At 72.4% G+C, this 17,978-nt stretch carries 17 protein-coding genes; 10 read left to right on the top strand and 7 right to left on the bottom strand.

Translation table 11 applies throughout. The features are described from left to right. Positions 1 to 110 precede the first annotated feature (110 nt). Complete coding sequence (locus tag ACZ34W_RS24565) at positions 111 to 1,127, top strand: Lrp/AsnC family transcriptional regulator (RefSeq protein WP_465607098.1); 1,017 nt, start codon at positions 111 to 113, stop codon at positions 1,125 to 1,127. A gap of 293 nt (positions 1,128 to 1,420) precedes the next feature. Here ACZ34W_RS24565 and ACZ34W_RS24560 read toward each other — a convergent pair whose 3' ends face one another. After that, a complete protein-coding gene (locus ACZ34W_RS24560; protein ID WP_465607096.1) occupies positions 1,421 to 1,798 on the bottom strand; it encodes a hypothetical protein in 378 nt (125 codons plus the stop codon). A gap of 311 nt (positions 1,799 to 2,109) precedes the next feature. On the opposite strand from ACZ34W_RS24560, the gene ACZ34W_RS24555 reads away from it, so the two are divergent. Continuing rightward, positions 2,110 to 3,111: an RICIN domain-containing protein gene (locus ACZ34W_RS24555; RefSeq protein WP_465607094.1), complete on the top strand. Its 1,002-nt coding sequence runs from the start codon at positions 2,110 to 2,112 to the stop codon at positions 3,109 to 3,111. Here ACZ34W_RS24555 and ACZ34W_RS24550 read toward each other — a convergent pair whose 3' ends face one another. Next, positions 3,112 to 3,768 carry a hypothetical protein gene (locus tag ACZ34W_RS24550; protein ID WP_465607092.1) on the bottom strand — a complete coding sequence of 219 codons (657 nt, stop codon included), beginning with the start codon at positions 3,766 to 3,768 and terminating at the stop codon, positions 3,112 to 3,114. Between the two features lie 446 nt (positions 3,769 to 4,214). On the opposite strand from ACZ34W_RS24550, the gene ACZ34W_RS24545 reads away from it, so the two are divergent. Next, a complete protein-coding gene (locus tag ACZ34W_RS24545; RefSeq protein ID WP_465607090.1) occupies positions 4,215 to 4,820 on the top strand; it encodes a hypothetical protein in 606 nt (201 codons plus the stop codon). A 76-nt stretch (positions 4,821 to 4,896) separates the two neighbouring features. Further along, positions 4,897 to 5,346: an SRPBCC family protein gene (locus tag ACZ34W_RS24540; protein ID WP_329491774.1), complete on the top strand. Its 450-nt coding sequence runs from the start codon at positions 4,897 to 4,899 to the stop codon at positions 5,344 to 5,346. A gap of 154 nt (positions 5,347 to 5,500) precedes the next feature. On the opposite strand, the gene ACZ34W_RS24535 is transcribed toward ACZ34W_RS24540, so the two are convergent. Continuing rightward, positions 5,501 to 6,259, bottom strand: a complete 759-nt coding sequence (locus ACZ34W_RS24535) for a DeoR/GlpR family DNA-binding transcription regulator (RefSeq protein WP_465607087.1) — start codon at positions 6,257 to 6,259, stop codon at positions 5,501 to 5,503. Between the two features lie 49 nt (positions 6,260 to 6,308). On the opposite strand from ACZ34W_RS24535, the gene ACZ34W_RS24530 reads away from it, so the two are divergent. The 3 genes from ACZ34W_RS24530 to ACZ34W_RS24520 all read left to right on the top strand — a co-directional run bounded on the left by ACZ34W_RS24530 (position 6,309) and on the right by ACZ34W_RS24520 (position 9,573). After that, entirely contained in the window at positions 6,309 to 6,692 is a 384-nt protein-coding gene (locus ACZ34W_RS24530) for a DUF4406 domain-containing protein (protein WP_465607085.1), read from the top strand. After that, entirely contained in the window at positions 6,689 to 7,366 is a 678-nt protein-coding gene (locus ACZ34W_RS24525) for an NUDIX domain-containing protein (protein WP_465607083.1), read from the top strand. The genes ACZ34W_RS24530 and ACZ34W_RS24525 overlap by 4 nt, the downstream gene beginning before the upstream one ends. 491 nt (positions 7,367 to 7,857) lie before the next feature. Further along, complete coding sequence (locus tag ACZ34W_RS24520; RefSeq protein ID WP_465607081.1) at positions 7,858 to 9,573, top strand: sensor histidine kinase; 1,716 nt, start codon at positions 7,858 to 7,860, stop codon at positions 9,571 to 9,573. Between the two features lie 46 nt (positions 9,574 to 9,619). Here ACZ34W_RS24520 and ACZ34W_RS24515 read toward each other — a convergent pair whose 3' ends face one another. The 3 genes from ACZ34W_RS24515 to ACZ34W_RS24505 all read right to left on the bottom strand — a co-directional run bounded on the left by ACZ34W_RS24515 (position 9,620) and on the right by ACZ34W_RS24505 (position 11,578). Beyond that, positions 9,620 to 10,033 carry a pyridoxamine 5'-phosphate oxidase family protein gene (locus ACZ34W_RS24515; RefSeq protein WP_465607079.1) on the bottom strand — a complete coding sequence of 138 codons (414 nt, stop codon included), beginning with the start codon at positions 10,031 to 10,033 and terminating at the stop codon, positions 9,620 to 9,622. A gap of 112 nt (positions 10,034 to 10,145) precedes the next feature. Beyond that, positions 10,146 to 10,844, bottom strand: coding sequence for a response regulator transcription factor (locus ACZ34W_RS24510; RefSeq protein ID WP_329491780.1), 699 nt, complete (start codon positions 10,842 to 10,844; stop codon positions 10,146 to 10,148). Positions 10,845 to 11,131: 287 nt separating this feature from the next. After that, entirely contained in the window at positions 11,132 to 11,578 is a 447-nt protein-coding gene (locus tag ACZ34W_RS24505) for a MarR family winged helix-turn-helix transcriptional regulator (protein WP_465607076.1), read from the bottom strand. Positions 11,579 to 11,706: 128 nt separating this feature from the next. Here ACZ34W_RS24505 and ACZ34W_RS24500 point away from each other — a divergent pair, with 128 nt between their 5' ends. Continuing rightward, the gene (locus tag ACZ34W_RS24500) at positions 11,707 to 12,957 is read left to right on the top strand and encodes an alpha/beta hydrolase (RefSeq protein ID WP_465607074.1); all 1,251 of its coding nucleotides are present in this window, start codon (positions 11,707 to 11,709) and stop codon (positions 12,955 to 12,957) included. 294 nt (positions 12,958 to 13,251) lie between these two features. On the opposite strand, the gene ACZ34W_RS24495 is transcribed toward ACZ34W_RS24500, so the two are convergent. Then, the gene (locus ACZ34W_RS24495) at positions 13,252 to 14,127 is read right to left on the bottom strand and encodes a universal stress protein (protein WP_465607072.1); all 876 of its coding nucleotides are present in this window, start codon (positions 14,125 to 14,127) and stop codon (positions 13,252 to 13,254) included. Between the two features lie 436 nt (positions 14,128 to 14,563). Between ACZ34W_RS24495 and ACZ34W_RS24490 the strand changes: the two genes are divergently transcribed. Next, a complete protein-coding gene (locus tag ACZ34W_RS24490) occupies positions 14,564 to 16,948 on the top strand; it encodes a phosphoketolase family protein (RefSeq protein WP_465607070.1) in 2,385 nt (794 codons plus the stop codon). A 40-nt stretch (positions 16,949 to 16,988) separates the two neighbouring features. Then, a complete protein-coding gene (locus tag ACZ34W_RS24485) occupies positions 16,989 to 17,936 on the top strand; it encodes a universal stress protein (protein WP_465607068.1) in 948 nt (315 codons plus the stop codon). Positions 17,937 to 17,978: the final 42 nt, after the last annotated feature.

Below are 17,978 nucleotides of genomic sequence, written 5' to 3'. Positions count from 1 at the left end.
CGCAGCGGGGGATTCCCGCGATTTCGCAGGATCACGCCATGAAGAGGCCCTTCGATGAACGAACCAACCGGCAGTCGACGGTGACCGGCCCCGATGTGACAGTGGACGAGTTGGATCTCGCTCTGGTGAACGCGATGCAGCTGCGGCCCCGGGCACCCTGGTCGCTGCTCGGCCAGACTCTCGGGATCAGCCCGGTCACCGCCGCGCGCCGCTGGCGACGGCTCTCGGAGGCCGGGATCGCCTGGGTGACCGCCTACGGCCTGCCCCACCCCGAGGACCCTGGCTGTGTCGCGTACCTCGACGTCGACTGCGCTCCCGACCGGATTCGGCAGATCGCCGACGAGCTGGCCGAGGACCCGCACGTGATGAGCGTCGAACACCTCTCCCAGGGCTGCGACCTCGTCATCGCCGCGGCCTTCACCGACCTGGCGACGGTCTCCCGGTACACCGCCGAACGGTTGGGCAGGCTCCCGGGGATCACCGCCGTCCGCACCCACCTGGCGACCGGCTTCTACGCCGAGGGGATCCGGTGGCGACTGGACTCACTGGACCCCGCCCAGCGCCTGGAACTCCACGACGACCACCCGACGGGCTATGGGACGTCCTCCCCAGTACGGGCCGAAATCCGCCACGAAGACCGGCAGTTGCTCATCAGGCTGGGCACTGACGGCCGCCTCGGCCAAGCCGAGCTGGCCGCCGCCACCGGGCTCAGCCCGTCCACGCTGCGCCGCCGCCTCGACCGGCTGGCCGCCTCCGACGCGATCCGCTTCCGCTGCGAGATCGCCGCCGGAGACGCCGGCCGACCGGTCCTGGCGACCTTCCGGGCCGACATCCCTCCGGACCGGCTCGACGAGGTCGGCCCCCAACTCGCCAGGCTCCCCGAGATCCGGCTGTGCGTAGCCGTCACCGGCCGGCACAACCTCATCCTCTCCGTCTGGCAGCGCTCCCTCGCCGACGTCCAGCGACTGGAGGCCGCTCTCGCCCGCAGGTTCCCCGACCTGCGAGTGGCCGAGCGCCGCGTGTCACTGCGCACCGTGAAGAGGATGGGACGGATCCTGGGCTCGGACGGCCGCGCGGTCCGCGCCGTCCCGATGGACATCTGGCGAGACCCGATCCCGGTCTCCTAGCGGTGGTCCACCCGGAGGTGCCGACCACCGCGAGACGGTCGCGGAGGCCTCGCCGCCACCGGCTGGCCGACCCGCCTGCGGGTCCCGCGGTACGCAGTCGGGTGGGAAGCCAACAGAAGTGTTCGCCCGACGTACCCGCCGGACGGAAGGATTCCACTGCGGCCAAGCAGGGGCCCGGCTGGCGCGGGCGGCCGACCGGCAGCCGATCCACGCCCGGGAGGGCGCCCGCGGGCGCGTGACCGGCCCAGCACCTCCGGTGCCCCCGCCCGGGCCGGCCGCTGCGTTCGGTCTGGTCAGCAGCGAACGGTGGAGCCGCCGTTGCTCAGGTTGGCGTCGTAGATCCAGCCGCTGCCGGCCGGGCCCCGGACGTAGGTCCAGGTGTTTCCGTAGTCGTTGACGGAGTAGCAGTCGTAGTCCACCCGGAGGCCCTGGGAGTACGAGCCGACCAGGGTGCACGCTCCGTACGGGCCGGTCCGCACCGGAGCACTGCTCGCCGAGATCGTGCCCGAACCCGGGTCCAGGTTGCTGTGCGGCCAGTTCGCGTTGCCGCAGGTGACGGCGGCGAGGTCGGACGACGACGGCGCCGCGGCCGCCGACACGGCCGGGAACGAGAGCGAGGCCACGGCCGTCAGCCCGACGGCGAGCGCGGTCTTTCGGAGACGGGATGTCATGAAGCGAACTCCTCGTGAGCGGGTCGCCGAGCCGACCGGCCCGGCGAGCCCTCACCCTTGCCGCCGCGGTCACGGCCGGGCAAGGTTCCCGAGGTGTCCGGGGCTGTCCTGGACGGTCCCGGACGGTCCTGGACGGTCCTGGACGGTCCTGGGCGGTCCGGTGGAACGGTCGGACACGCCGGACTCGGTCTGACCAGCCGAACCTCCCGGACTGCTGGACAACGGCGCCGGCCGCACCGCTGCCCTCGTCCTGGCCAACAACGTCTTGAATCAACGTGGTTGGCCGCGGACTGCTCCGCCAGGATCGGGGCATGAGTTCCCAACCCTTGCCACCGAATCCCTCCCTGGCGCGGGATACGGCCGAGTTCGTCGCGTATCTTCGACAGCTTCGGCAACGGTCCGGGCTGACCTACAGGGCGCTGGAACGCCGCGCTGCCGAGGTCGGGGCCGTGCTCCCGCGCAGCACGATCGCCGAGGCGCTCCGCCACGACCTGCTGCCGCGACCGGAACTGCTCGACGCCTTCGTCCGGGCGTGCGGAGTCGGCGAGGACCCGGCCGTGTGGCTCGCGGCACGCGAGCGGCTGGCCCACGAGGCCACCCACCCGGGGCCCGGCGTCCCCGCCGAGGCCGGCCCACCCGCCCCGCAGACGCTGCCCGGCGCCCCGCGGACCGCACCGCCCGCGCCCTCCCGCCGGCGGCTGCGCAGCGCTACTCCGATCGTGGTGGTCCTGGCGCTGGCGGCCGCCGTGGCGGGCGGGGCGGCCTTCCTCCACGACCGTGCGCACCGCCCCGCCGTGCCCGCTCCCCCCTCCGGCGCCCAGGAACGGGCACTGGTCGCGGCGGGCGCGTATCTGATCCGGCCGGTGGGCTCCGGACTCTGCCTGGGGGAGTCGACCACGCACGAAAGCGGTGGGGAGGTAGGGCAGTTCGCGTGCCCGGGCAACGTGCCCACCTACGTCTTCGAGCCGGCCGGCGGCGGCCAGTACACGATCCGCTCCCTCCATCCGGTGATGGGTCACGGCTGCCTGGGAGTGGAGGCCGCGCTCCTCGCCGACGGCGCCCGTCTGATGAACGACTACTGCGGCCGGCGGGGTACCGCGGAACGGTTCCGGCTGAGAGCGTCGCCGGGAGGCGCCGGTAGCTACCTCATCCAGCTGGTCCACAGCAACGCCTGCGTGACCATCCCGGGCGATATCGGCACCCCGGGCGTCCTCGCACGCCAGCTCCCCTGCGCAGACCCTCCCGCCGGGCAGAGCTTCACCCTGGAGCCCGTGCCGGCCCCGACCGCCATCCCGGACATCAGAACCAACTGATCACTCGCGTCGGCCGGTGCAGCCGGCCTGGTCCGCCGCCCTCGGTGATCGCGGCCGGCCCCGCACCCACCGCGAATGGGGCGAGGCACTCGACGCCCTCCGCAGCGCCCGCGCCGTGGCGCCGGTGACCGCCGAGCGGATGTCCGATGCCGCCCGGCCGGCGGCGCACTGAAAGGCGCGCCTGTCCGAGACATCCCCTTTGCCGCTCCGGGGTATCGGGGCCCGTGGCAGATCGCCGGAGGCGAGGAACGCGATGAGTGGACGTTCACTCCGTACGTCGGGGTGGGACCGCTGCATTTCGCAATGACCCTGGAGGAGATCACCGCCGCTCTCGGCGAAGAGGGGTCTGTCTCGTCCTCCTACGCCCCTGGCAGCGACGAACGCCGGCTCGACTACGCCGACGGTGTCCGGGACGTCGGGGACGGGCTCGATGCCGGCCGTTCCCACCCAGTTCCCGCTCGCGTCACGGGCCGTGAGGGTGGCACGTTGCCCGGCAGCCTCCGCGGTGGCCTGTTGCTGCCAGTAGGCACCGGGGTGGGCGGCGGTGTCGGCGTAGGAGAGGTTGAAGGCGCCGGGGGAGTCCCGCAGCGCCTCCAGTGTGATCTCGCGGAGCTCCCGCCATTCCTCGGCGGCTATCCGGTGTACGACGTAGTGCATGCGGTGAGCCTGGCACGGCCGTGGCGTGGCGGGATCACGCGCGAGGATGATCTTCGTCCGGCGGCTCCCCCGCAGGGGGGGACCTCCGGGGAGAGGGAGGCCGGCCGCAGCCGGCGGAACCGAGCCTTCGGGGCGCTTGTGTCAGGTGGGTGGGGGGAGCACCGCCGAGATATCGGGAGGCTCGTGACGGCCGAGATCGTGGGAACGCCGGCGCACGCGAGCTTCGACCGCTGTCCGGGCGAGCCTGCCGTCGGGACCGTGACCTCGGCGGGTGACCGTCGCCGAGACCGCGACGACGATCCGCGACGCCTGCGGGCGAACCGCGCCCTGGAACCCGTGGGGCGCCCGCTCCCTGGAGCGCATCGACCGAGAGCGGCCCACAGTCCATCCCGAGGCCCTCACCTGCTTCCTCGGCACCGGCCCAGGGCCCCGGCGCAGGAGGACGGGTGGGCCCCGAGCTGCCCTTCGCCCTGCCGGTCGACGTCGCGCTCGCGTCGTCCCGGGCCCGGCCGGGTCTGGTCCAGCACGCGAGCGGCTTTGGCACGGGAGGCGGGGCCGGTGATGAGGATCCGGGAGCGGTGCTGCCAGGGCTTGATCGCCTCCTCACGCCGCCAGCCGTGGACGGTGCGCCGGCGATCTGGACCTCGACCAGATCCCCCGACTGGACGCAGCCCTCCGCAACACCCTCGCGGTGCGGCCGGCGCCTCGCCGGCGAGGGGGAGCATCGTCATCCGTGCCAACAGGTCGAGCAAGGGCCGGACGATCTCCAGCCAGGTCGGGTGGTGCGCGGCGCTGCGACCTTCATGAACCCCGCCGGCTCGACGCCCTGCCCCGGTGCCTGGATCGAAGCCGGATGCCGGGGCGTCCTGGTGCACCTCGCCCGGCCCTCGGCCCGGGTCGCCCGCGTCGTGGAGGTCACCGGCGCCGACCAGGTCTTCCTCGGTCGATCCGCGTGCGCCGGGTGGTGGGCGGAGAGCGGTGGCCTGGGCGGATCGGTCCTCGAATGGGTGGTGGCTGTTGCCGGTTCGTCCGGAGTGCGGCGGAATCGGTAGGGGCCGGGCATACCGGCCGGCGGTCGGGGCAGGCGCTTGTCCGACCGCGAAGCGATGCGAAGGCGAGTGAGCAGCGATGAGCAAGGTGCAGGAGCAGATCGACGTCGATGTGCCGGTCAGCACGGCGTACAACCAGTGGACGCAGTTCGAGCAGTTCCCGATGTTCATGGAGGGCGTCGAGGAGATCACCCAGCTCGACGAGCGGCACAACCACTGGAAGACGAAGATCGCCGGTGTGTCCCGGGAGTTCGACACCGAGATCGTCGACCAGGTCCCGGACGACCACGTGGCGTGGCGTACCACCAGTGGTGACGTGCGGCAGACGGGCATGGTGCGCTTCGAGCCGATCGACGCGACCCATACCCGGGTGATGATGGAGATGGACTTCCAGCCCGGCGGTATGGCCGAGAAGGCCGCCGACATGACCGGCATGCTCGACCGGCAGGTCAAGGGCGACCTCAAGCGGTTCAAGCACTTCATCGAGAAGCGCGGCACCGCCTCCGGCGGCTACCGCGACACGCTCTGACCCACCACGGCGCGGCTCCCCCCCGCCGCTCTCGCGGCGGGGGGGGGAGCCGCGCCGTGTACCGGCGGAGCGGCTGGACAGCTCCCCGTCACCTCGGCCGGCCCGTCCGCCCCCGGGTGCTTGCTCCCGTGTGGTACCGCGTTCGCTGTTGCTGTCAGCCGGCTGCCAGGATCTCCACGCCGTGCGCCGCGAGTTGTTCGAGGACCGGGTGGCTGGGGTCGGCGTCGGTGATCAGTCCGCTGACGGCCTCCCAGGGAAGGACGCGGAACCGGGAGGCCGTGCCGATCTTCTCGGCGGAGGCCAGGATGTAGGTGTCCGCGCCTCGTGCGGCCAGGGCGCGCTTCATCGCCGCCTCCTCCGCATCACCCGTGGTCAGTCCGGCTTCGGGGTGGACGCCGGTGACGCCGAGAAGGCACAGCTCGGCGGAGACGTTCTGGGCGGCCTCGACCGCCGCGGCGCCGCAGGTGACCGCCGAGTGCTTGAAGAGGCGGCCGCCGAGGAGGAACACGTCGGCCTGGGGGTGGTCGAGCAGTGCGGCCGCGATGGTCGGGCTGTGGGTGATCACAGTGCAGGCCAGGTCCGGTGGGAGGGCGTGGGCGACGGCGAGGGCGGTGGTACCGCCGTCCAGGATCAGGGCGCTGCCAGGCTGCACGAGTGCGGCGGCGACTGCGGCGATCTGCCGCTTCCCATCGGGGGAGAGGGTCCGGCGGGCGGCGTAGTCCGCGACGGCGGGGGAGACGGGCAGAGCCCCGCCGTAGACGCGCTGGCACAGTCCTTCGGCGGCGAGGTCCCTCAGGTCGCGGCGGACGCTGTCCTCGGAGATGCCCAAACCGGCGGCGACCTCCTTGGCGACGATCTTGCCGTCGCGGGCGAGCAGGTCCAACAGGTGGTCGCGTCTCTCGGCAGCCAGCATCCGTATTCTCTCCTGTTCTTGCACGTTTCTGCGTGTATCGTACCGTGCCATGACCGAAAAGCCGATGCTCGTCCTCATCGCCGGTCCGTACCGCTCCGGAACGGACGGCGACCCCCAGGCCATGGCGGCGAACCTCGCCCGCCTCGAAGAGGCGGCGTGGCCGGTCTTCGCCGCCGGCCACGTCCCGGTCATCGGGGAATGGATCGCCCTGCCCGTGCTGCGCTCCGCGGGTTCGGGCCTCACCGATCCCCTCGCCGACCAGGTCCTCTACCCGACCGCCGAGCGCCTGCTCACCCACTGCGACGCCGTACTCCGCCTCCCCGGCGACTCCACCGGAGCCGACCAGGACGTCGCCGTCGCCCGCCGCCGCGGCCTGCCCGTCTACCACCACGTGGACGAGATCCCGCACCGCACCCCGCGGGAGACCGCGTGACCCCCGGCCCCGGGACCGACACTCCCGACCACCGCGGCCGCACCGGCCTGGACCGCGCCGGCCGGGACCTGGACCGCAATCCCGACGTCGTGGTCCGCGACGTAGAGCTCACCTCCCAGGGCTGGCACGTCCTGCGCCGCACCACCTTCGACTACCGGCGCCGCGACGGGCGCTGGAGCACCCAGCAGCGGGAGACCTACGACCGCGGCAACGGCGCGGTCGTCCTGCCCTACGACGCCGGCCGCGGCCGGGTGCTGCTCACCCGCCAGTTCCGCTACCCGGCCTACGTCAACGACCATCCGGACGGCATGCTCGTCGAGGCCGCGGCCGGGCTGCTCGATGGCGACGACCCGCTCGCCGCCATCCGGCGCGAGAGCGCGGAGGAGCTCGGCATCACGCTCGGACCGATCACCCACATCCTCGACGCCTACATGAGCCCCGGCTCCGTCACCGAGCGCCTGCACTTCTTCGCCGCCCCCTACACCCCTGCCGACCGCACGACGGAAGGCGGTGGACTCGAGGAGGACGGCGAGGACATCGAAGTGCTCGAACTGCCTTTCACCGAAGCCCTCGCCATGGTCCGCGACGGGCGCATCACCGATGGCAAGACCATCCTGCTCCTGCAGTGGGCCGCCCTGGACGGGCCCTTCGCCGCCACGGTGGCCGTCCGCTGAGATGCCGCCCTCGGTCCCGAGCGCCCGCCGAGACCCCACGGCGAGCGGCGTTCCGGCTCGGGCCTGGGGGGCGACGCCACCTGAGTCACGGCCGCCCGGCCGGGGAAGGTCATCGGGCGCCTGACCGAAGCCGGCACCGGGCCACCGGCTGCGCAGGACTGTCGAGGTGCTGCACCGGCGGGTCCTCGAGGCGGTGCTGGCGGCAGGCGGTGGCGCCTCCCGTCCAGTGGAGGGGGACGGCTGCGCTGCGCGGTAGCTGGTCGTAGTCGGTGGGGCTCTCGCCCGCGTGGGCCCCGAGCCTCCGGCGGCACTCAACGGTCGACGCGCCCTCCGACGAGAAAGGCGGGCAGGTGCCGGCAGGCGTCGGCTCGGTGATCGAGTGTGGTCCCGTTGCGAGCCGTCCTCGTGGGCCTCACCGTCCTTCGTCGCGTCTGCGAGAATCGCTCGCGGGTACCGCTGCCGGGCGCGTACCGGGACCAGAGGAGGCCGGCGTGGGCGGGGACGATGTGGCGCGCTCGCGGATTCCGCAGCTGCGGCTCGATGAACTGCTGGAGGAGCTGCAGGCGCGGATCGATGCGGCCCGGGGGACGCGGGACCGGGTGCACAGCCTTCTGGAAGCCGTGCTGTCGGTCGGGCGGGAACTGGATCTGACGCAGGTGCTGCGGCGGATCGTGGAGGCTGCCGCCGTGCTGGTGGATGCCCGTTACGCGGCGTTGGGGGTGATCGGTCCGGATGGGGAGTCGCTGTCGCAGTTTCTGACGGTCGGGATGGCGGAGGAGGAAATCGCCGGGATCGGTCCCTACCCGACCGGCAAGGGCCTGCTGGGCGAGCTGATCAGCCACCCTGAGGCGCTGCGGCTTGGCGACCTCTCGCAGCACGGCGCGTCGTACGGGTTCCCGGCCAACCATCCGCCGATGCGGACATTCCTAGGGGTGCCGGTGCGGGTGCGTGAGGAGGTGTTCGGGAATCTGTACCTGACTGACAAGCACGGTGGTGAGGATTTCGACGCCGACGACGAGTCGGTGATCGCGACGCTGGCGGTGGCGGCCGGGGTAGCGATCGACAACGCGCGGCTGTACGAGGAGGCGCAGCGTCAGCAGCGGTGGTTGAGTGCGAGTGCGGAGGTCACCCGCAGCCTCCTGTCGGGCAGTTCGCATTCCCAGGTGGTGGAGTTGATCGCGCAGAGGGCGCGGGAGATCACGGGCGCCGAGCTGGCGGACATCGTCGTGCCGCTGGCCGGCGGTGAGACGCTGAGGGTGGAGTTCGCGTGTGGGGGCAGCGCGCCCAAGCGGATGGGCCTGGTGGTGCCGCGGGAGGGCACACTCTCCGGGGCGGCCTGGACGGAGGGTGCCCGGGTCAGTACCGCGGATCTGGCCACCGATCCGCGTCTGGCGGGTGATCCGCGGCGGTCCGAGGGACTGGGGCCGGCGGTGGCGGTGCCGCTGGGGCGGGCCGAGGGCCACATCGACGCGGTCCTGCTGCTGGCTCGTGGAGTGGGGGAGGCCGTGTTCACCGAGCGGGAGGTCGGTCCGCTGCTCGGGTTCGCCGACCAGGCCGCGCTGGGCCTGGAGCTGGCGAACCGGCGCCGTGACGCTGAGCAGCTGGCGATGCTGGAGGACCGGGACCGGATCGCCCGGGACCTGCACGACCTGGCGATCCAGCGGCTGTTCGCGACCGGGATGACGTTGCAGAGCGCGGCCCGCTTCATCGAGCACCCCGGGGCCTCGGACCGGGTGCTGCGTGCGGTGGGAGACCTGGACGAGACGATCAAGATCATCCGGTCGACGATCTTCGGGCTACGGGCCCGGGACGAGGCGTCGGGCAACGGCTTGCGGGCCAGGGTGGTGAAGGCGGTGGAGGAGGCGCAGGCGGCGCTGGGCTTCGCGCCGAGGCTGAGCATGGAGGGCCTGCTGGACACCGACGTCCCCGCCGCGGTGGCCGACCACGTGGTCGCGGTGCTGGGCGAGGCGTTGAGCAACGCGGCCCGGCACGCACAGGCGGGACGGGTCGAGGTGCTGCTGCAGGCGACGGGGGTCAAGGTCGTTCTGACGGTGCAGGACGACGGCGTGGGCATCCCGGAGCAGGGGCGGCGCAGCGGCCTGCGCAACCTCGCGGAGCGAGCCGACGGCCTCGGGGGTGAGCTGGAGCTGGCGAGCCCGCCGGACGGCGGGACGCGGCTGGTCTGGTCGGCACCGCTCGGGCCCTGAGAACGATCGCCCGTCGGCGCGGATCGAGTCGGCGTGGCACCGGTGGTCAGATCCGGCCGGTCGGGGCGGCTGGCAGCACGCGGCCGGTGACGAGCTCCGGGCGGATCCGGATGGACACCTGGCCGGGTAGTCTGAGCCAGGTGTCGTGCTGCTGCGGAACCGCTGCGACCTCTGCCTGGCCCAGGACAGTGACACTCCAGCCACTGCCGTCCGACCCGCTGACCTCGCCTGCCTCGAAGGCCACCAGCGCGCCGGACACGGCGCGCACCAGTTCGGACTTCGCGGCGGCGCGCAGCAGCACGCTTCCGTCCTCGCCGAGGTGGTAGCGGGCCGGCATCACGGCGGGCAGCGCGCGCACGGTGTAGACGATGCGGCCGACCGGCACTGTGGCCAGCAGCTTCATGCACTGCTGCTCGTCCAGTGCCGTGTGATCGGTCGGTGGGATCTGATCTGGCTTCATGGGATTGATGGTCGCCTTGGATCCGTGCCCGGGTGAGGGGTCGAACGTCCCTGAAGGCCGTCAGGTGGTCCCGGAGGGGGGCGGTCATCGCGCCCACCGCGGGCCCCGGGGCTCACCGCCCGGGACGGCCGGGTGCGTGGTCGTGGGCGGCCAGGGCCTGGGTGGCGATGACGGCTGCCTGCACGCGCCGCTCGACACCGAGCTTGGCCAGCAGTCGGGAGATGTGGTTCTTCACGGTCTTCTCCGCGAGATAGAGCCGTTCGCCGATCTGGCGGTTGGTCAGGCCCTCGCCGATCAGGGCGAGGATCTCCCTTTCACGGTCGGTGAGTTCGGGAAAGGCCGGAGCGTGCGGACTCGCGTCGCCGCGCAGCCGGGCCATCAACCGGGTGGCGGCGCCCGGGTCCAGCATGGACTGCCCGGAGGCGACCGTGCGCACGGCGGAGACCAGGTCGGTGCCGCTGATCTGCTTGAGGACGTATCCGGCGGCACCGGCCATGATGGAGTCGAGCAGGGCTTCCTCGTCGTCGAAGGACGTGAGCATCAGGCAGGCCAGGTCGGGCATCCGCGAGCGCAGTTCCCGGCAGACGCTCACACCGTCGCCGTCGGGAAGCCGCATGTCCAGGATCGCGACGTCCGGACGAAGCGCCGGAACGCGGGCAATCGCCTGCTCGGCGGTCGCGGCCTCGCCGACCACGGTCAGGTCGGGCTCGGCGTCCAGGAGGTCGTGGACGCCCCGGCGGACCACCTCGTGGTCGTCAAGGAGGAACACCTTCACCGGGCTGCTCACACCGGTCACCGAGCTGTCCGCCATCACCGCTCCATATCCAAGGGCCCGCCCTGCGGCGGTCGGGTCGAACCTGAGCGCAGTCTGCCAGCTGCCTTGGGGGCGGCACAGGGCCGAACGGCCCCTTGCCATCCCCCGGACCGGATTGTCGGGCCGGTGGAGCCGGTTGGAGTCGGCGGAGCCAGGCGTGGTCGCGGAGGTCAGCGTCGGCGCATGGTCTGCAGGGCCTGGGCCAGGACGTACGGGTCGTGGTGGCCCGGGTGCACGGTGGGGACGCGGGCCCGGACGGAAGGTCCACCGGACCAGGCGCCCGCTCAGAGCTGGTCGTAGATGGCGGCGAGTTGCCGCAGGACGTCGGTCGCGGTGTCCAGGGCGGTGGTTTCGTGGCGTGCGAGTGCGGCGTCGAGTGCCTGGGCCAGGGCGGTCTGGCGTTCGTGGTGGCGGCGTCGGCCGGTGTCGGTGAGGGTGACCAGGACGGACCTCTTGTCGTCCGCGGGGCGTTCACGGGTGACGTAGCCGGCCGCGGCGAGGCCGTTGACCAGTTGGGTGGTGGCCGCGCCGGTGGTCTCGGTGGCGGCGGCCAGCCGGCCGATCGGCAGCGGGCCGGTGTCGGCCAGGACGCGTAGCGCTCGCGCGTGGGTGAGGGAGAGGGCGCCCGGGGTGCGGGTGGCGCGTCCGCGCAGGCGGGAGTCGGCGGCGCTGAGGCTGTAGGCGGCGCGGGCGAGCCGGTCGAGGGCAGCGTCGCGGGTTGGATCGGGCATCGGAGGGTCTCCGTGTCGCTGATCGGTGGGCGGGTTGACATCCAGCTTAGCCTAAGTACTTATTGATTAAGTACTTAGGTGTTGCCGAACGGAACACCTGGCACCCCCTTCACGTGAGGACGTCTGTCATGACCGTACGATCCACCGGCCAGAGCTGGGCCCTGGACATCGCCCTCGCCCAGGGCGGCTTCGACGCCCTGCACCCCCAGGCGAAGGGCACCCTGGAGCAACTCGGCCACGACCACACCGACTTCGACAAGGTCTTCGACCTGGTGCGGAGCGGCGTGATGCTCCCCAAGGCCTGGGCCACCATCGCTGGGCAGGCCGAGGAGCGCGCCGCCCACCACGAGCGCGGCGGCTTCGCCCAGACCGCCGCCGACCTCTACGTGCGCGCCGCGGTGATGTGGGGCCGCGCCCAGTACTCGATCTTCGACGCCAACGACCCGCGCAAGCTCGCCTTCCGCGAGCACGCCAATCACTGCGTCGAGCACTTGGGCGTACTGCGTGACAATCGGGTACGACGCGTCGTCCTCGACTTCGAGGGCAAGCAGATCTTCGCCCTCCTCCACCTGCCGGCCGGAGACGTCAGGAACGCCCCCGCGGTGATCCTCGGCCCGGGGATGAACATGATCAAGGAGGACTACATCTACGCGGCGGAGCGGTACTACACCTCTCGCGGCATCGTGGCACTGTCCATCGAGGGCCCCGGCCAGGGCGAGAGCCGGGCCAACGGGCTGACCGTCGACCTCACCAACTACGAGCGCGCCATCAGCCGCTACATCGACCACCTGGCCTCGCTGCCGGAGGTCGACGCGGCCCGGATCGGCATGTTCGGCATCTCGATGAGCGGCTACTGGGGCTCCCGCGCCGCCGCCACCGACCACCGCCTCGCCGCGCTGGCCGCCTTCGAAGCCGTCACCGGCGACTTCACCACCATCTTCGAGCGCGCCCAGCCCACCTTCAAGAACAACTACATGTTCATGGCCGGCTACACCGACGAGGACGCCTTCGACACCGAGTTGGTCGCCCGGATGCCGCTGGGCGACCTGGTCCGGGAGATTACCTGCCCGGTCGTGTACGGCATCGGCGAGTTCGACGAACTCACCGTGCTGGAGCAGGCGCTGGCCAACTACGAGCGGGTCCGTGCCCCCAAGGAGATGCGCGTCTACGAGAACGAGTTCCACCCGCTGGGCGGCATCGCCGCCGAGGTCTTCCGGTTCGGCGCCGAATGGGTCGAGCGCGCCCTGAACGGCGAGTACGCCGAGCCGGGCCGCGACGTGCGGCACTACGTCCACAGTGACGGCCGCACCACCGACGGCACCGCCAACCCCACCTGGTGGCTCGGTGCCACCCCGGCAGTGATCGCCGACGCCCGCTAGTACTCCGGCAGGCAGCTCAGCCGGTGTCCGCCGGACGCCGGCACGGAAGGCGAGAGTTCGATCGGATGGCGCGGCAGCCGTCCTACCGGACGACGGACCACCTGTCCGGAGTCCCAGGCGCAGTGAGCGCCGATGCCGGGTGTCCGCCCACGATCGGCGCCGATCCGGGCAGCTCGCGCCAGGCGCCGGGTCCGGCGAACTCGGCCGGAGGTTCGACGCGTGAGCCGGGGCGCGCGAAGAGGGCGGTGGACGCCTGGCGTGCCGGGGTCCACCACCCTCGACGCGGTGGGTGGGTCAGTCGTGCGGGACGACGGCGACCGGTGCCTGTGCGTGGTGGAGGACGGCGTGGGCGGTCGGCCCGAGCCGCAGGCCGGCGTGGTGGTGCGGGCGGCGTCGGCGGCCCACCACGACGAGGTCCGCGCCAGCGCCGACGTCGACGAGCGCCGCGGCGCCGCTGCCGGTCCGACTGTCCTGGATCACCGTGACACCGGGGTACTTCTCCTGCCAGCCGGTCATCGCCAGCGTGAGGAGTTCGTCCTCGATCGCCCGGAACTGCTCGGCCTCGGGCTGTGGAGCCGCCCAGCCGGCATAGCCCCAGACCGGCGGCGGCGTCCAGCCGTGCACAGCGCGCAGCACCGCCCCGCGCCGCGCGGCCGCACGGAACGCGAAGTCGATGACGTCTGCGGCGGCGTCGCGGGTGTCTACGCCGAGGACGACCTCGGGTCCGTCGGGCCCTGGGCGGCAGTCGGTCCCGCCGGAGCGGACCAGCACGGTCGGGACCTCGCTGCGGGCGGTGACGGCCAGGCCGATGGAGCCGACCATGAGTCCGCCGAAGCCGCCGAGCCCGCGGGAACCGAGGGCCAGCATGCGGGCGCCGGAGGCCGCGTCGACCAGCACCTCGACGGGCTCGCCGCCCCCGATCGACTCGGCGCGGATCTCCAGGCCAGGATGCGTGTCCTCCACCGCTCGCTTGGCGTCGGCGAGCATGCGCGTGGTGAGGGCGCGGACGTCGGTGGGCTGGCCCGAGTCGGCGTGGAGGCCGTCGAGCCAGGTCTGGGCGTGGACCAGGCGCAGCGGCAGGCCGTAGCGGGTGGCTTCGTCGGCTGCCCAGCGGGCGGCGGCGATGCCTTCCACCGAGCCGTCGATGGCGGCGAGCAGGTGATCGGTCATGAGATGTCCTCTCCGGGATGAGCCGGGGTTCGGTGATCGTGTCGGGCAAGTCTTCGCGGGCCCGGGTTTCCCGGCCAGGGCCGACCGGCGCCCGGTGAACGGCCCGAAGGTCCCGCACCGGGCGCCGGCTCTGCCCTGGCCTTCAGCCGAAGGCGGTTCGCAGGGCCCGCAGGGCTGTGGCGGGTTCGGCAAGGGCGTGGTGGACCGCGGGCGGGACGGGCAGGTCGAGGCCGAGCCGCTGTAGAGGGCGTGCATGGCGCCGCGTACGGAGTGCTCGACGGTAAGGACGACGTCCTCCTGAGTCACGGGTCCCGGTGCCGTGCAGCGCGGTGTGGTCCGATCGGCCCTGTACCCGGACGGCTGCGAAGCGTGACTATGGGCACAGCCTGCCACCAGCGGCTGGACCAGCCGACCGATCCCCGAGGAGACCGCAGTCATGTCCGTGACCGCCGCTTCGACGCCCGTAGATCTGTCCGAGGACGAGCTGGGGGCACTCGATGCCCACTGGCGTGCCGCCAACTACCTGGCGGCCGGTCAGATCTACTTGATGGGCAACCCGCTGCTGCGCGAGCCGCTGCGTTCCGAGCACATCAAGCCGCGCCTGCTCGGCCACTGGGGCACTTCGCCCGGGCTGAACCTTGTGCACACCCATCTGAACCGGGTGATCCGGCAGCGCGACCTGGAGGCCGTTTGTGTCTGGGGTCCGGGCCACGGCGGCCCGGCGGTGCTGGCCAACTCCTGGCTGGAGGGCAGCTACACCGAGACCTACCCGGACATCACCCGGGACGCCGAAGGCATGGCGAAGCTGTTCCGGCAGTTCTCCTTCCCCGGCGGGGTCCCCAGCCATGTGGCGCCCGAGACGCCCGGCTCGATCCACGAGGGCGGCGAGCTGGGCTACGGCCTCTCGCACGCCTACGGCGCGGCGCTGGACAACCCCGGTCTGCTCGTCGCCTGCGTGATCGGCGACGGCGAGGCGGAGACCGGGCCGCTGGCCGCCTCCTGGCACGGCAACAAGTTCCTCGATCCGGTGCACGACGGTGCCGTGCTGCCGATCCTGCACCTCAACGGGTACAAGATCGCGAACCCCGCGGTGCTCGCCCGTGTCCCCGCGGACGAGCTGGACGCCCTGCTGCGCGGCTACGGACACGATCCGCTGTACGTCACCGGCGACGACCCGTCGACCGTCCACCGGGCGATGGCCGCCGCCATGGACAGCGCGGTCAACCGGATCGCAGCCATCCAGCGCGCCGCGCGCCGGGACGGCGCCACCGACCGGCCCGACTGGCCGGTGATCGTGCTGCGCACGCCCAAGGGGTGGACCGGCCCGGCCGCGGTGGACGGCGTACCGGTGGAGGGTACCTGGCGTGCCCACCAGGTGCCATTGGACCAGGTCCGCGACAATCCGGCGCACCTCGCCCAGCTGGAGGCCTGGCTGCGCTCCTACCGGCCCGAGGAGCTCTTCGACGAACACGGCCGCCCCACCGGGCAGGTCCTCGCCTGCGTCCCGCCGGGCGAGTGCCGGCTCGGGGCGAACCCGCACGCCAACGGCGGCCTGCTGCTGCGCGACCTGCCGCTGCCGGAGCTGGACCGGTACGCGGTCCCGGTAGGCAAGCCCGGTGCCACCCTGCACGAGCCCACCCGGGTCCTCGGAGACCTGCTCGAACAGGTGATGGCGGACACCGCCGAGCGTCGCGACTTCCGGATCGTCGGACCGGACGAGACCGCCTCCAACCGCCTCCAGGCCGTCTACTCCGCCACCGGCAAGGCATGGCAGGCCCAGGTGCTGGACACCGACGAACACCTCGCCCACGACGGCCGGGTGATGGAGATCCTCTCCGAACACACCTGCCAGGGCTGGCTGGAGGGCTACCTGCTGACCGGCCGCCACGGGCTGTTCTCCTGCTACGAGGCGTTCGTCCACATCGTCGACTCGATGGTCAACCAGCACATCAAGTGGCTGCGCACCACCCGGCGGATTCCTTGGCGCGCACCGATCGCCTCGCTCAACTACCTGCTCACCTCGCACGTCTGGCGCCAGGACCACAACGGCTTCTCCCACCAGGACCCGGGCTTCGTCGACCACGTCCTCAACAAGAGCCCCGAGGCCGTGCGGGTCTACTTCCCGCCGGATGCCAACACCCTGCTCGCGGTCGCCGACCATGTCCTGCGCAGCCGCGACTACGTCAACGTGGTGGTGGCCGGCAAGCAGCCCTGCTTCGACTGGCTCACCCTGGACCAGGCGCGAGCGCACTGCGCACGCGGGGCGGGCATCTGGGAGTGGGCCGGCACCGACGACGGCACGGGTGAGCCGGACGTCGTGCTCGCCTGCGCGGGTGACGTGCCGACCCAGGAGGTGATCGCCGCCGCGGAGCTGCTGCGCCGGCACCTGCCCAAGCTGCGGGTGCGCGTGGTGAACGTGGTCGACCTGGCCCGGCTGATGCCCGCCGGGGAGCACCCGCACGGCATGCCCGACGCCGAGTTCGACGCCCTGTTCACCCGGGACAAGCCGGTGGTCTTCGCCTACCACGGCTACCCGTGGCTGATCCACCGCCTCGCCTACCGCCGCACCGTCCACCCGCACCTGCACGTGCGCGGCTACAAGGAGTCCGGAACCACCACCACGCCCTTCGACATGGTGGTCCGCAACGACCTCGACCGCTACCGACTGGTCATGGACGTCATCGACCGCGTCCCGAGCCTCGCCGTCCGCGCCGCCGCCCTGCGTCAGCAGATGGCCGACCAGCGCCTGCGCCACCACGACTGGATCCGCGAACACGGCACCGACCTGCCCGAGATCACCGACTGGCAGCCGGGCAGCTGACCCAGGCCGAAAGGCGCTCCACCCGAAGGAGACCAACACCATGGACCTGCCCGTCGCCGTCGGGGTCGACGGCTCGGAAGCCAGCCTGGCGGCCGCCGACTGGGCCGCACGCGAGGCACTGCTGCGCGACCGTCCGCTGCGCGTCCTGCAAGCCCAGCCCCTGATGCCGCACTTGCTCCCCAGCTGGAGCCGGCCGACCCGGCCCAACGGTGATCTGCTCCACGAGGTCCGGCACGTCCTCGCGGTACGGCACCCGCAGGTGGTGGTGCACACCGACGAGGTCCACGATGTCGCCACCTCTGCGTTGGTCGCTGCGGGGGAGGACGCCGAGCTGCTGGTGCTCGGGGCGCGCGGCAGCGGCGGTTTCCCGGAGCTTCGGGTCGGCTCCACCGCGCTGCACATCGCAGCCCGGGCCAGTTGTCCCACGGTGGTGCTCCCGGTGGACCGCCCGGGCGCGCATCCGCGTGAGCAGGTGGTGGTGGGGCTGGACGCCCGCCGACCTGCCGAGGCGGCGCTGCTCTTCGCCTTCCTCGCCGCACGAAGCCACCGCCTGCCGTTGCGGATCGTGCACGCCGGGGAAGGTCCGGCAGCGGCGGGGGCCGGCCAAGGACGCAGCGCCGAGCAGGCCGCCGAACGGGGAGCGAAGCTGCGGGCGATGGAGAGGCGGCACCTGCCAACCGGGCGGTACCTGCCGGCTGCCCCGATAGACCCCCCGCAGATCACGGATGCCCTGGCGGCGGCTGCGCTGGTCCGGCTCCAGGATGCGCTGGCACCCTGGCGGGAGAAGCACCCCGAGGTACGCGTCGAGGGCGAGGTGACCGGCTGGCCGGCCGGGAAGGCACTGGTGGAGGCATCCCGCAGCGCTTCGTTGGTAGTGGTGGGCCGGCGGACCCCGCTGATCCGGCCGGCCGTGCCCGGGCTGGGAGCCGTGGCCAACGCGGTACCGCACCACACGCACAGCCCGGTCGCGGTGGTACCGCACGACTGACCGACAACGCGACGGTGGCCGTGGCAGGACCGATCCCAGGTC

The sequence above is a fragment of the Kitasatospora sp. NPDC022856 genome, assembly GCF_055561235.1.
The sequence above is the reverse complement of the archived record's forward strand: the minus strand, read 5'-3'. Positions and strand labels throughout refer to the sequence as shown.

Excerpts from the sequence above, each read along its gene's own strand:
- ACZ34W_RS24560 (WP_465607096.1), bottom strand. The coding sequence starts at position 1,798 with ATGACATCCCGTCTCCGAAAGACCGCGCTCGCCGTCGGGCTGACGGCC.
- ACZ34W_RS24555 (WP_465607094.1), top strand. The coding sequence starts at position 2,110 with ATGAGTTCCCAACCCTTGCCACCGAATCCCTCCCTGGCGCGGGATACG.
- ACZ34W_RS24550 (WP_465607092.1), bottom strand. The coding sequence starts at position 3,768 with ATGCACTACGTCGTACACCGGATAGCCGCCGAGGAATGGCGGGAGCTC.
- ACZ34W_RS24540 (WP_329491774.1), top strand. The coding sequence starts at position 4,897 with ATGAGCAAGGTGCAGGAGCAGATCGACGTCGATGTGCCGGTCAGCACG.
- ACZ34W_RS24535 (WP_465607087.1), bottom strand. The coding sequence starts at position 6,259 with ATGCTGGCTGCCGAGAGACGCGACCACCTGTTGGACCTGCTCGCCCGC.
- ACZ34W_RS24530 (WP_465607085.1), top strand. The coding sequence starts at position 6,309 with ATGACCGAAAAGCCGATGCTCGTCCTCATCGCCGGTCCGTACCGCTCC.
- ACZ34W_RS24515 (WP_465607079.1), bottom strand. The coding sequence starts at position 10,033 with ATGAAGCCAGATCAGATCCCACCGACCGATCACACGGCACTGGACGAG.
- ACZ34W_RS24510 (WP_329491780.1), bottom strand. The coding sequence starts at position 10,844 with ATGGCGGACAGCTCGGTGACCGGTGTGAGCAGCCCGGTGAAGGTGTTC.
- ACZ34W_RS24505 (WP_465607076.1), bottom strand. The coding sequence starts at position 11,578 with ATGCCCGATCCAACCCGCGACGCTGCCCTCGACCGGCTCGCCCGCGCC.
- ACZ34W_RS24500 (WP_465607074.1), top strand. The coding sequence starts at position 11,707 with ATGACCGTACGATCCACCGGCCAGAGCTGGGCCCTGGACATCGCCCTC.
- ACZ34W_RS24495 (WP_465607072.1), bottom strand. The coding sequence starts at position 14,127 with ATGACCGATCACCTGCTCGCCGCCATCGACGGCTCGGTGGAAGGCATC.
- ACZ34W_RS24490 (WP_465607070.1), top strand. The coding sequence starts at position 14,564 with ATGTCCGTGACCGCCGCTTCGACGCCCGTAGATCTGTCCGAGGACGAG.
- ACZ34W_RS24485 (WP_465607068.1), top strand. The coding sequence starts at position 16,989 with ATGGACCTGCCCGTCGCCGTCGGGGTCGACGGCTCGGAAGCCAGCCTG.